Genomic DNA, 12,781 nt, shown 5'->3' with positions numbered 1-12,781 from the left:
ATCAGGCGTTGTAGCGCGGGAACGCCGCGGCGCCGGCGTAGCGGGCGGCATCGCCGAGCTCGTCCTCGATGCGGAGGAGCTGGTTGTACTTCGCGACGCGGTCCGAGCGGGCCGGGGCGCCGGTCTTGATCTGGCCGCAGTTGGTGGCCACGGCGAGGTCGGCGATGGTGGTGTCCTCGGTCTCGCCGGAGCGGTGCGACATCATGTTGGTGAAGCCGCTGCGGTGCGCGAGCTCGACCGCGTCGAGCGTCTCGGTCAGGGAGCCGATCTGGTTGACCTTGACGAGCATCGCGTTGGCCTGGCCGCCGGCGATGCCGCGCTGCAGGCGCTCCACGTTGGTGACGAACAGGTCGTCGCCGACGAGCTGGACCTTGCCGCCGAGCTCGTCGGTGATGGTCTTCCAGCCCTCCCAGTCGTCCTCGTCGAGCGGGTCCTCGATCGAGACGATCGGGTAGTTGGCGACGAGGTCGGCGTAGTAGGCCGTCATCTCGGCACTGGTCTTCTGCTGGCCCTCGAATGTGTAGACGCCGTCCTTGCAGAACTCGGAGGCGGCGACGTCCATCGCCAGCGCGATGTCGGTGCCGAGCGTGTAGCCGGCCTTGGCCACCGCCTCGCCGATGAGGTCGAGCGCGGCGCGGTTGGACTCGAGGTTGGGGGCGAAGCCGCCCTCGTCGCCGAGACCGGTCGAGAGGCCCTTCTCCTTCAGCACCGACTTGAGCGCGTGGTAGACCTCGGCGCCCATCCGCAGCGCCTCGGCGAACGTCGGCGCGCCGATCGGGGCGATCATGAACTCCTGGACGTCGACGTTGGAGTCGGCGTGCGCGCCGCCGTTGAGGATGTTCATCATCGGGACGGGCAGGACGTGGGCGTTGTTGCCGCCGACGTACTTGTAGAGCGGGAGGCCGGCGCTGTCGGCGGCGGCGCGGGCCACGGCCAGCGAGACGCCGAGGATGGCGTTCGCGCCCATGTTGGCCTTGTTCGGGGTGCCGTCGGCGGCGAGCATCGCCTGGTCGATCTCGCGCTGGTCGGAGGCGTCGAGGCCGACGATCGCGTCCGCGAGGGTCTCGATCACGTTCACGACGGCCTTCTGGACGCCCTTGCCGAGGTAGCGGTCGCCGCCGTCACGGAGCTCGACAGCCTCGAAGGCGCCGGTGGAGGCGCCGGACGGGACGGCGGCGCGGGCGAACGTACCGTCCTCGAGGAGGACCTCGACCTCGACGGTCGGGTTGCCTCGGGAATCGAGGATCTCGCGTGCTCCGACTGCTTCGATGGCTGCCACGGTGTACTCCTGTAAGTCTGTGGAAGATGCGACAGAAGCCTAGTCGGCCCGATTCCTACCGGCAGGTACCGCCCGACGTGCGGCCCCGCGCCCTGGGCGACGGGGCGGTCGGAGCCGGTGTGACCCAGGCCTCTCCACGCATTTCCGCTCAGGGCGGAATAGGCTCGCGGCGGAGTTAGTTGAATGCGGCATGACTTCCACGACCCTTCAGAAGCTCGACGAGGCCGGCCGCGCGATCGTCTTCACCGGCGCCCGGACCTCCAACTCCTTCGCCGACACCCCGGTCACCGACGACGAGCTCCGCGACATCTGGGAGCTCACCCGGTTCACGCCGACCATGGCGAACACCCAGCCGCTGCGCGTCGTCTTCGTGCGCACCGCCGAGGGCAAGGAGCGCCTCCTGGGCCACATCGCCGAGGGCAACGTCGCCAAGACGACCGCCGCTCCGGTCACCGCGATCCTGGCGTACGACAAGAACTGGCACGAGGAGATCCCGAACGTCTTCCCGATCCGCCCGGAGATGAAGGACTACTTCGCCGCCGACGAGGACGCCCGCCACGGCGCCGGCTACCACTCGGCCGCCCTGCAGGAGGGTGCCTTCATCCTGGCGACCCGTGCCGCCGGCCTCGCCGCCGGCCCGATCGCCGGCTACGACAAGGACGGCATCGACAAGGAGTTCTTCCCCGAGGGCGACTGGACGACCGTGATGGTCGTCAACATCGGTCACCCGGGCGAGAACCCGTGGTTCGACCGCCTGCCGCGCGTCGACGCCGACAAGGCCGTCGCCTGGGCCTGATCGGCTCTGCGACCTGAGCGCCCACAAGGCGCTCACCACGACCGCGCACCTGACCCCGACACCGCGGGGCCCAGGTGCGCGGTTGCCGTTTCGCAAAGTGTCACCGTGATACTTCGCGGCAGAAGTGACACCTTGAACTGTCACTTCTGCCCCGAACTGTCTCGGTGATAGTTCGCAACTGTCACGGTGACACTGACGCGGCGGCCCGGATCCCGGCCCGGGCGAGGATCCGACCGAGCCGCTCCCGCGCCACCGCATCCCGCCACCCCCAGCGCACTCCGTGCGGGCGATGGCGGCGGATCCGGTCCTCGCGGCCCTTCTCGTCCCAGAGGACTTGTGCGGGCGTACGGTCGCCGGCGTACTCCCGCCGGAAGTACTTCCCCTCACCATCGAACTCCCCGAACCTCCCCAGCTCCGGCCAATCGAAGTCGACGATGTCGTCGCCCGGCTGATCGCCACGCGAGAAGGCCACCTGGAGCTCCGGCATCGGGACGCCGAGCAGCACCATCTGACCGCGGCTGAGCGACTCGCCGGCGGAGCCCGAGCGGCCGTCGGCGAGCCGCAGCAGCCGATCCGCACGCTGGCGCCCCTTCATCGACTTCGGGACGAGGGCGATCAGCTCCGACTGCACGTCATCCAGCGCCATCTGCTGCTCGCGGGCGATCGCGGAGAGCAGGTGGTCGAGCGGAAGGAGCGCGTACGGCAGCTCGCCGGTCGCTGCCAGGTCGACGGCCGTCCACTCCCGCGAGGTGACGCTGAGCCCGTTCGGGAGCTCGCGGATGTGGCCCGCGGGAATCACGCTGCGGTGGATCCTCGTGCCCGCGGTGGTACGGCGCGCGACACCGGGTTGGGTGGCGTGGACGTACTCGATCTGGGGCCGCATCACGGGACAGCCCCAGAGCACGGCCGCCGAGGTGTGCGAGAAGGTCAGCGTCCCGCGCCGGGCCTCGGCCGTGGCCAGGATCCGCAGCCGGTGATCGTCGGATGCCGAAAGCTCGGCTGCTCGCGGCTTGAAGTAGCCGCGGCGGATCCGAGCGAGATCCGGATCGCGATGCGGAGGCTCGCCGCCCTCCAGACGGCGCAGGCGGGTCGAGACGAGCAGTTCGCGCGGATCAACGGGATCGGTCATGCCATCAGCATGGGCAGACTTCGACCGGTCTACTCCTGGCAGTCTCGAGGCTGTGGAAAACCCAAAGTGTCACGGTGACACTTTGCGGCATTCGTGACAGTTCAAAGTGTCACTCCAGGCGCGAAGTATCACCGTGACAGTTGCGAACTATCACCGTGACACTTTGGGCCTCACCCGTCCCGCTCAGCCCGCTTCGCCGCCTGCCACTGCTCCTCGATCTCCTCGAGTGTGTACGGGCCGCCGGCGGCCACCGCCGGGTCGAAGACGTGCGGGTTGCGGCGGACCATCTTGGCGTGCAGCCCGGCGATCACGTCGTCCATGGTGAAGTCGCCGCGCTCCTCAGCGATCGCGGCATGGAAGTAGATCTGCAGCAGCAGGTCGCCGAGCTCCTCGCACAGGTGTTGCGGGTCGCCCTCCTCGATCGCCTCGAGGACCTCCGCCGACTCCTCCTCGAGGAAGCGCGCGAGCGAGTCGTGGGTCTGCGAGGCCTTCCAGGCGCAGCGCTCACGCATCAGCCTCATCGTGGCCAGGAAGTCGATGAGCCCCTGCCCGCTCGCCTGCCCGCTTGCCTGGTTCTCGACGGGCTCGACCTCCGCCATCACAGAGCGCCGGCGTGGTGCAACAGCTGACGCAGCAGCGCGCCGCGGCCACCCTCGAGGTCCGCGCCGACCGACTCCTCCGCCGCCTCCTCGGGCGTGAGCCAGGTCAGCTCGAGCGCGTCCTGGCGCGGCTGGCACTCGCCGGTCACCGGCACGACGTACGCCAGCGCGACGGCGTGCTGGCGCGGGTCGCTGAGCCGCTCGCCGGGCCAGGGGAAGTACTCCGCCACCGCTGCGGGGACGATCGAGGGCGGCAGGGCCGGGAATGCGGTCGGGCCGAGGTCCTTCTCCAGGTGCCGGATCAGCGCGTCGCGGACCCGCTCGCCGTGCAGCACCCGCCCCGAGACCAGGGTCCGGTTGATCGTGCCGGTCACGGGCGAGCCGCGCAGCAGCAGCCCCACCTCCAGCACCCGTCCGTCGTGGCCGACCCGCACCGGGAGCGCCTCGACGTACAGGATCGGGACGCGACCACGGGACTCGGCGAGCTCCTCCTCCGACAGCCAGCCCTGCTGCTTCTCCAGGGGGTCGGACCACCCCGGCTCCTCAGGGAAGTTCTGCTCGCCGAACGCCTCCATGGTCATGGCGTGATCCTGCCAGACCTCACCACGCGCGCAGATCCGACCGGCCGGTCGAGCACCGCCGGCTGTCATGCACTCCGGGCCGCCGGCTCGTCGACCGTCTTCTCGATGCGGAAGCCGGTGAATCCGTACAGCACGCTGAGCGCGGGACTGACGTAGCAGAAGATGGCGTAGGGCAGGTACAGCAGCGTCGAGACGCCGAGGGTGGCGCCCATGAAGGCGCCGCACGAGTTCCACGGCACCAGCGGCGAGGTGACGGTGGCGCTGTCGGCGGCCAGTCGAGACAGGTTGGTCGCGGCGAGATTGCGCCGGGCGAACTCGGCTTTGAAGATCCGGCCCGGAAGAACCAGTGCGATGTACTGGTCGCCGGCGATCAGGTTGAGTCCGAAACCGCACACGAAGACGGCCACGAAGAGGCGTCCGGTGCTCCGAGCGGCCGCGATCATCGGGTCGACCAGGCGCGCGATCAGGCCGAACTCCTCGAGCAGTGCGCCGAAGGTGACGGCGGTGAAGATCAAGGCGATCGTCAGCAGCATGCTGTCGATCCCGCCTCGCGAGAGCAGCCGGTCGACCTCGGTGATGCCGGAGTCGATGGAGAACCCGTTGCTCATTGCGAGCCAGACAGCCTTGATCGACTCCACCACGCTGTTGCCGGGGCCGGCGACGAAATCGGTGTAGACGTGCGGCTGCAGGAACGCGCCGAGGATGCCGGCGAACAGCGTGGAGGCCAACAGCGCCAGAGAAGCAGGCACCTTGCGCACCGAGAACACCGCCAGCAACACGAGCGGCAGCAGAGCCAGCGGAGTGATCCAGAAGATCTTGTCGAGGTCGGCGAGCTCGGACTTCGTGTCCACCACAGCAGGCTCTGGACCGGCCACCCCGAAGATCGTAAAGACGATGACCGCGACCGCGAAGGCGGGCACCGAGGTCCACACCTGGCGTTTGATGTGCTCGTGCACCTCGACGTCGGCGAGCTGGGCGGTCAGGATCGTGGTCTCCGACAGTGGTGAGGTCTTGTCGCCCAGATAGGCCCCAGAGATGACGGCACCGGCCGTGATCGCCGGCGAGACGCCGATCAGGTGAGCGATACCGACCAGGCCCACACCGATGGTCGCCGAGGTGGTCCACGAGCTGCCGATGCTGAGCGCGACGATGCCGCAGATGATCGCGGTGGCGGGGTAGAACCACCCTGGGGAGAGGATCTTGATGCCGTAGAAGACCAGTGTCGGGATCGTCCCGCTCAGGTTCCATACCCCGATCAGCGCGCCCACGGCCAACAGGATGAAGATCGCGCTGGTCACCGACGAGATCGCACCCATGCCCGCCTCGCGCACAGCATCGAAGTGATGTCCGTTCTTCATCGCCACCAGGGCGGCGACCGCACACGCCAGAAGGAGCGCCACCTGGATCGGACCGTCGAGGGCATCGAGCCCGAAGAGGGTCAGGGAGCCCGCGATCAGGACCGCCAAGGCGCCCAGAGGAACCAGTGCGTCGACCAGGGACGGCGCTCGCACTGTGCCGACGTCGCGATGATTCGACACAGCAAACCCCCGGTCAAGAGCCGCGATCCGCAATCGTCGTCAACCTACTCGCCAGGGCGGCCGCTGGATAGGTCATGAGGGCGGGCGGCGTCAGCCAGACCCAGACCAGCCGGGTTGCGGTCGCTGGCGGCGCCGGGTCTCGCCGATGCGAGGCGGAGGTCGAGCGTCAGGTTGACCTCACGCGCATCCATGGCTGCGATCGTTCCAGTCGCCACTGCCTCCGGATGGTACGAATCTGACCCTCGTCACCTCCGGTACCGGGTTCAGGCCCGGGGGTGTGTGGGGCGTCAGAACTGGACCGGGTCGCGGACGATCGGGCAGGTCATGCAGTGCCCACCGCCGCGGCCGCGGCCGAGCTCGGCGCCCACGATCGTGATCACCTCGACGCCGGCCTTGCGCAGCGCGGTGTTGGCGACGGTGTTGCGGTCGTACGTGATGACGACTCCGGGCTCCAGCGCGACGGCGTTGTTGCCGCTGTCCCACTGCTGGCGTTCGGAGGCGTAGACGTCGCCGCCGATCTCGATCACGTTGAGGCTCGGCAGGCCCAGCGAGGTCGCCACCACGTCGACGAACCGCTCGCTGCCGTGGTCGATCACCTCGATACCCGGTGCCTTGTCGGAGGGCAGCAGCGTGAAGGCGTGGACGTGGTCGACGATGCTCGGGTAGATCGTGACGATGTCGCGATCGGCGAAGGTCATCACGGTGTCGAGATGCATGGCCGCGCGCAGCTTCGGCATCCCGGCCACGACCACCTTGGTCGCCGCTCCCTGCTCGAACAACGAGGCGGCCACCTGGGTGATGGCCTGGCGCGAGGTGCGCTCGCTCATACCCATCAGGACCACGCCGTTGCCCACCGGCATGATGTCGCCGCCCTCGAAGGTGGCGCTCCCCCACGACTGCTCCGGATCGCCCCACCAGACCTGGGAGCCGACGTAGTCCGGATGGTGCGCGTAGATCGCCTTGTAGAGCAGCGTCTCGTCCTGCCGGGCCGGCCAGTAGAGCGGGTTCATGGTCAGCCCGCCGTAGAGCCAACAGGTGGTGTCGCGGGTGTAGAGCGTGTTGGGCAGCGGCGACATGAGGTACTCCCGTACGCCGGTCGACTCGCGCGCGAGGCTGACGTAGTCCGTACGGAAGTCCTCGGGCAGGTCGTTGACCGCCATCCCACCGATCAACAGCTCGGCGAGCTGCTTGGCGGGCAGCGACTCGAGGTAGGCGCGAGTGCCCTCGACCAGGCCGAGGCCGACGTGGTTGGGCTCGACCTTGCGGTCCAGCACCCAGTCGCGGGCCCCGGGCACGTCGAGGGTCTCGGCGAGCAGGTCGTGCAGCTCGACCACCTCGACGCCGCGCTGGACCATCTTGTTGACGAAGTCGGCGTGGTCGCGCTGGGCGTTCTCCACCCACAGCACGTCGTCGAAGAGCAGCTCGTCGTTGTTGCTCGGGGTGAGCCGACGATGGGCCAGCCCGGGCCGGCAGACCAGCACCTTGCGCAGCTTGCCGACCTCGGAGTGGACACCGTACGTCGCGGACACGGACTCGGTCATGGCCTTGCCTTTCAGGGGTACGAGGACGACTGGAACGACGAATCAGATGGTGATGCGGCCGGTCCACAGCCCCACGGCGCCCACGATGGCGGCACCGACGACGATCGCGCACAGCGCAATCTCGGTCGGGCTGAACAGGCGACGACCGTGCTCGCTGCGGGCCTTGACGTAGAGCAGGGTGGCCGGCGCCAGGATGACGGTGCACAGCAGCAGGAACTTCAGCCCGGCGGCATCGAAGAGAAACATCGTGTAGGCCACCGCGATGCCGGCGACGATCGTCTCCTTGCGCCTGACCGACGGGGACGCATTCTCGTACGATTCGCCGGTCAGGCCGATCTTGAGCGCGTAGGCCGCGGCCAGGAAGTAGGGGATCAGGGCCAGGCTCGTGCACAGGTCGAGCATGAAGTTGAGCGCGTCGGTGAGCACCAGGGTCGCTGCCAGCAGGCCCTGGACCGCCAGGGAGGACACCACGAGTGCGGTGATCGGCGTGCCGTTGGCGTTCTCGCGACCCAGGAACTCGGGGAAGTCGTCCTGTCGCGCCGGGATGTACATCACCTCGGCGGCCATCAGCGTCCAGGCGAGGTACGCCCCGAGCACCGAGATGATCACCGCGATGCTGATGAAATGGCTGCCCCAGCTGCCCACGACGCCCTCGAAGATGCCGACCATCGACGGCTGGCGGGTGGCGGCGATCTCGGGCTGGGTCGCCACCGAGTAGGAGGACAGCGTCACCAGCGCGAAGACCGACAGCACGCTCAGGAAGCCGAGCACCGTGGCCTTGCCGACATCCTCGCGCTTCTTGGCGTAGCGGGAGTAGACGGTGGCACCCTCGATCCCGAGGAAGACGAAGGTCGTGATGATCATGGTGCTGCGGACCTGCTCGCCGAGGTTGCCCAAGTCTCCGTACCCGGTGGCGATCCAGTTGTCGGCGAAGACGCCGGTGTCGAGCGAGAACAGCAGCACCACGATGAACACCAGGATCGGGACGATCTTGCAGATCGTCACGATCCGATTGATGACCGCGGCGTCACGCACACCACGAGCGATCAGGTAGTGGAAGGACCAGACCCCGACGGTTCCCAATGCGACAGCCAGAACCGTGTCGCCGTCACCGAACCCGTCGACCCAGGTGCTCATCGTGGCCCCGATGAACACCCAGTAGAAGGTGTTGCCTGCGATCGCGCTGGCCCAGAACCCGATCGCGGAGTTGAACCCGACGTAGTCGCCGAATCCAGCCTTCGCGTAGATGAAGACCCCGGAGTCGAGCTCGGGCTTGCGGATCGCCAGGTTCTGGAAGACGAATGCCAGCATCAACATGCCCGCACCCGCGACGGCCCACGCGATCAGCGAGCCGAGGATGCCGGTCGCCACCCCGAAGCGCGCGGGCAGCGAGAACACCCCTGCGCCGACCATGCTGCCGATCACCATCATCGTCAGCGTCGGCACGCTCATCTTCGCGGTCGGCTCCACCGTCGCCGCCGCATCGTCGATCGCAGCACTGCTCATCGAAGCCCCCTCAGGGCCGAGTCGCACGGCTCCTGAAGCGGAGCCCCTGGCCAGCCTCAACCTAGCGAGGGACCGTCCGTTTCGATAGTGGCTGTTTCGCGAGGGCAGGTCACGCCGACCTGGCTCGTCGACTCAGCCCTCCTGCGGGTCGATGACCGCGTCGATGACCACCCGGGCCCACTCCAGCAGCGCGATCCCGTCGAGCGGCTTGGCCGGGAAGCCCGTCGAGACCGGCCGCGGCACCAAGATGGTGTCGGACTGCGCCTTGACCAGGGACTTCGGGTACATCCGCTGGAGCCGGACCTGGCGCGACTCGGGCAGCGAGACCGGGGCGAAGCGGACGTTCTTGCCCGCGAGCGTCACCTCGGTCACGCCGGCCTGCCGCGCACGGGCGCGGAAGCGCGCCACCAGGAGCAGCGAGATCACCTCGACCGGCGGCTCGCCGTAGCGGTCCTTGAGCTCGGACTCCACGGCGTCGACGTCCTCGTCCGCGCGCACCTCGGCGAGGCGCTTGTACATCTCCAGACGCAGCCGCTCCGAGGGGATGTACGTGTGCGGCAGGTGCGCATCGACCGGGAGCTCGATGCGGACCTCCTCGTACTGCTCCTCGGTGGTGCCCTTGTAGTCGCTGACCGCCTCGCCGACCAGGCGGACGTAGAGGTCGAAGCCGACATCGGCGATGTGACCGGACTGCTGACCGCCGAGCAGGTTGCCCGCGCCGCGGATCTCGAGGTCCTTCATCGCGATCGCCATGCCGCCGCCGAGGTCGGAGTGCTGCGCGAGGGTGGCGAGCCGCTCGTGGGCGGTCTCGGTGAGCGGCTTCTCACTCGGGTAGAGGAAGTACGCGTACGCGCGCTCGCGGCTGCGCCCGACGCGGCCGCGCAGCTGGTGCAGCTGGCTGAGGCCCAGCGCGTCGGCGCGCTCGATGATCATGGTGTTGGCGTTGGACACGTCGAGGCCGGACTCGACCAGCGTGGTGCAGACCAGCACGTCGAAGGTCTTCTCCCAGAAGTCGAGCATCACCTGCTCGAGCTGCTTCTCGTTCATCTGGCCGTGCGCCACCGCGACCCGCGCCTCGGGGACGAGGTCGCGGATCCGCTGGGCGGCCTTGTCGATCGAGTCGACCCGGTTGTGGATGTAGAAGACCTGGCCGTCGCGGAGCAGCTCCCGGCGTACGGCCGCGACCACCTGCCGGTCCTCGTAGCCGCCGACGTAGGTGAGCACCGGGTGGCGCTCCTCGGGCGGGGTGGTGATCGTCGACATCTCGCGGATGCCGGTGATCGACATCTCGAGCGTGCGCGGGATCGGCGTCGCGGACATGGCGAGGAAGTCGACACTGGTCCGCAGCCGCTTCATCTCCTCCTTGTGCTCGACGCCGAAGCGCTGCTCCTCATCGACGATGATCAGGCCGAGGTCCTTGAACCGGATGTCCTTGTTGAAGAGCCGGTGGGTGCCGACCACGATGTCGACCGTTCCGTCGGCCAGGCCGGCGATGACCTCCTTGGCCTCCTTGTCGGTCTGGAAGCGGCTGAGCCCTCGGAGGTTGACCGGGAAGCCCGACATCCGCTCGACGAACGTCGAGAGGTGCTGGTTGACCAGCAGCGTCGTCGGCACCAGGACGGCGACCTGCTTGCCGTCCTGGACCGCCTTGAAGGCCGCCCGTACGGCGATCTCGGTCTTGCCGTAGCCGACGTCGCCGCAGACGAGTCGGTCCATCGGGATCGGCCGCATCATGTCGGCCTTGACCTCGTCGACGACGGAGAGCTGGTCGGCGGTCTCCTGGAAGGGGAACGCGTCCTCCATCTCGCGCTGCCAGGGGGTGTCGGCGCCGAACGCGTGGCCCTTGGTCGCCTGACGGGCGGCGTAGAGCTTGATCAGCTCGCCGGCGATCTCCTTGACCGCCTTCTTCGCCTTGGCCTTGCGCTTCTGCCAGTCGGCGCCGCCGAGGCGGTCGAGGCTGGGGGCCTCGCCGCCGACGTAGCGGGTGACCTGGTCCAGGGCGTCCGCCGGAACATAGAGCCGGTCCGGCGGGCCGGCCTTCTTGGAGGCGCCGTACTCGAGGACGAGGTACTCGCGGACCGCTCCCCCGACCTCGCGCTGCTTCATCTCCACGAAGCGGCCGACGCCGTGCTGCTCGTGCACGACGTAGTCGCCGGGCTTGAGCTCGAGCGGGTCGATCTGCTTCTTGCGCCGCGTCGGCATCTTCTGCATGTCGCGCGTCGAGGACTTCTGCCCGGAGATGTCCTCGCCGGTGAGGACGGCGAGCTTGAGCTCGTCGTCGATGAAGCCGTGCTGCAGGGTGCCCTGGATGACCGTGACGACGTTGACCCGCGGCTTGCTGGTCTCGGCGTCGGTGGCCAGCCGGGCGGGTACGTCGTGCTCGCCGAGCTGCTCGACGGTGCGCTGGGCGAGGCCGTGGCCGGGCTGGACGACGACGACGCGGTAGCCTTCCTCGCGCCACCGGGCCAGGTCGCGGATGGCGGCGGGAAGGTCACCGCGGTAGCTCTCGGCGGCCTTCACCGGGAGGGCACGCGAGGGGACGCCGACAGTCGCGGCGTCGATCCCGTCGGAGGTCGAGGCCCCGGAGGTCGAGTCCCCGGAGGTCGAGCCTGTCGAGACCTCCCCCAGGCCGAACGGGCTGACCGACCACCACGGCAGCCCCGAGGCGATCGCGTGGGCGCGGACGTCGCCGAGCTCCTGGTAGGAGGCCTGGGACAGGTCGATCGGGGCGGTGCCGCCGCTGGCCGCGGCCGCCCAGCTCGCGCCGAGGAACTCCTCGGCGGTGGCGACCAGGTCGTGAGCGCGACGGCGCACCCGCTCGGGGTCGCAGACCAGGATGCTGGCGTCAGGCGGGAGCAGGTCGACCAGGAGCTCCATGTCATCGACCAGGACCGGGGCGAGCGACTCCATCCCGTCGACGGCGATGCCCTGGCTGATCTTGTCGGTGAGCTCGATGAGGGTCGGGTGTGCCTCGCCGAGCGCCTTCGCCCGGGCGCGGACCTCGTCGGTCAGCAGCAGCTCGCGGCACGGCGGCGCCCAGACCCGCTCCTTCTTCTCCACGGTGCGCTGGTCGGCGACGGCGAAGGAGCGGATCTCCTCGACCTCGTCGCCCCAGAACTCCACGCGGAGCGGGTGCTCCTCGGTCGGCGGGAAGACGTCGACGATGCCACCGCGGACGGCGAACTCACCGCGCTTCTCGACCAGGTCGACGCGGCTGTACGCAGCGTCGACGAGGCTCTTCACCACGTCGTCGATCGCCGCTGTCGCACCGCTTCTGATCTCGACCGGCGCGAGGTCGCCGAGCCCCTTGACCTGCGGCTGCAGCACGGAGCGGACCGGCGCGACGACCACCTTGAGCGGCCCGTACGTCTCGCCCGCGCTCTCCGGGTGGACCAGCCGGCGCAGCACCGCGAGGCGGCGACCGACGGTGTCCGAGCGGGGGCTGAGCCGCTCGTGCGGCAGCGTCTCCCAGCTCGGGAAGTAGGCGACCCGCTCGGCGCCGATCAGGTCGCCGAGGTCGCTGACCAGGTCCTCGGCCTCGCGACTGGTCGCGGTCACGGCCAGCACGGTCCGGCCGGCCCGGACCAGGCCGGTGACGAGGAACGGGCGCAGTGCCTCGGGGCCGGTGACGTCGAGCGCGAGCACCCTCCCGCCCTGGGCCTCCTCGAGCACCTCGGCGAGGTGCGGGCTGGCGAGGAGCTGACCGGCGAGCGGAGAGAGGGTCACGTGGGCCGAGTCTACGGCGGCTGGTGTCAGGGATGACCCGCGGGACGAGCGGTGACGTCACGACGGCACACCAGCGTGCCGGAGGG

9 protein-coding genes are annotated in these 12,781 nt (G+C 69.0%); 1 reads left to right on the top strand and 8 read right to left on the bottom strand.

Going from position 1 to position 12,781, the window contains the following annotated elements:
* Position 1: 1 nt before the first annotated feature.
* Positions 2-1,279 carry a phosphopyruvate hydratase gene (gene eno / locus ACZ5L9_RS10485; RefSeq protein WP_464527394.1) on the bottom strand — a complete coding sequence of 426 codons (1,278 nt, stop codon included), beginning with the start codon at positions 1,277-1,279 and terminating at the stop codon, positions 2-4.
* 190 nt (positions 1,280-1,469) lie between these two features.
* Here eno and ACZ5L9_RS10480 point away from each other — a divergent pair, with 190 nt between their 5' ends.
* Positions 1,470-2,075 carry a malonic semialdehyde reductase gene (locus tag ACZ5L9_RS10480; protein ID WP_464527393.1) on the top strand — a complete coding sequence of 202 codons (606 nt, stop codon included), beginning with the start codon at positions 1,470-1,472 and terminating at the stop codon, positions 2,073-2,075.
* A 181-nt stretch (positions 2,076-2,256) separates the two neighbouring features.
* Here ACZ5L9_RS10480 and ACZ5L9_RS10475 read toward each other — a convergent pair whose 3' ends face one another.
* From ACZ5L9_RS10475 to mfd, 7 genes are all read right to left on the bottom strand, one after another.
* Positions 2,257-3,204 carry a hypothetical protein gene (locus tag ACZ5L9_RS10475; protein ID WP_464527391.1) on the bottom strand — a complete coding sequence of 316 codons (948 nt, stop codon included), beginning with the start codon at positions 3,202-3,204 and terminating at the stop codon, positions 2,257-2,259.
* A 170-nt stretch (positions 3,205-3,374) separates the two neighbouring features.
* A complete protein-coding gene (locus tag ACZ5L9_RS10470; protein WP_464527389.1) occupies positions 3,375-3,803 on the bottom strand; it encodes a MazG nucleotide pyrophosphohydrolase domain-containing protein in 429 nt (142 codons plus the stop codon).
* Positions 3,803-4,384, bottom strand: a complete 582-nt coding sequence (locus tag ACZ5L9_RS10465) for a DUF4916 domain-containing protein (protein WP_464527387.1) — start codon at positions 4,382-4,384, stop codon at positions 3,803-3,805. The genes ACZ5L9_RS10470 and ACZ5L9_RS10465 overlap by 1 nt, the downstream gene beginning before the upstream one ends.
* A gap of 65 nt (positions 4,385-4,449) precedes the next feature.
* Positions 4,450-5,895: a Na+/H+ antiporter NhaC gene (nhaC, locus tag ACZ5L9_RS10460; RefSeq protein ID WP_464536845.1), complete on the bottom strand. Its 1,446-nt coding sequence runs from the start codon at positions 5,893-5,895 to the stop codon at positions 4,450-4,452.
* A gap of 314 nt (positions 5,896-6,209) precedes the next feature.
* A complete protein-coding gene (locus tag ACZ5L9_RS10455) occupies positions 6,210-7,451 on the bottom strand; it encodes an arginine deiminase (protein ID WP_464536842.1) in 1,242 nt (413 codons plus the stop codon).
* A gap of 54 nt (positions 7,452-7,505) precedes the next feature.
* The gene (locus tag ACZ5L9_RS10450) at positions 7,506-8,969 is read right to left on the bottom strand and encodes a basic amino acid/polyamine antiporter (RefSeq protein ID WP_464527385.1); all 1,464 of its coding nucleotides are present in this window, start codon (positions 8,967-8,969) and stop codon (positions 7,506-7,508) included.
* 132 nt (positions 8,970-9,101) lie between these two features.
* Positions 9,102-12,695, bottom strand: a complete 3,594-nt coding sequence (gene mfd, locus ACZ5L9_RS10445; protein WP_464527383.1) for a transcription-repair coupling factor — start codon at positions 12,693-12,695, stop codon at positions 9,102-9,104.
* Positions 12,696-12,781 lie beyond the last annotated feature (86 nt).

The sequence above is a fragment of the Nocardioides sp. JCM 18998 genome (genome assembly GCF_055391535.1).
The sequence above is the reverse complement of the archived record's forward strand: the minus strand, read 5'-3'. Positions and strand labels throughout refer to the sequence as shown.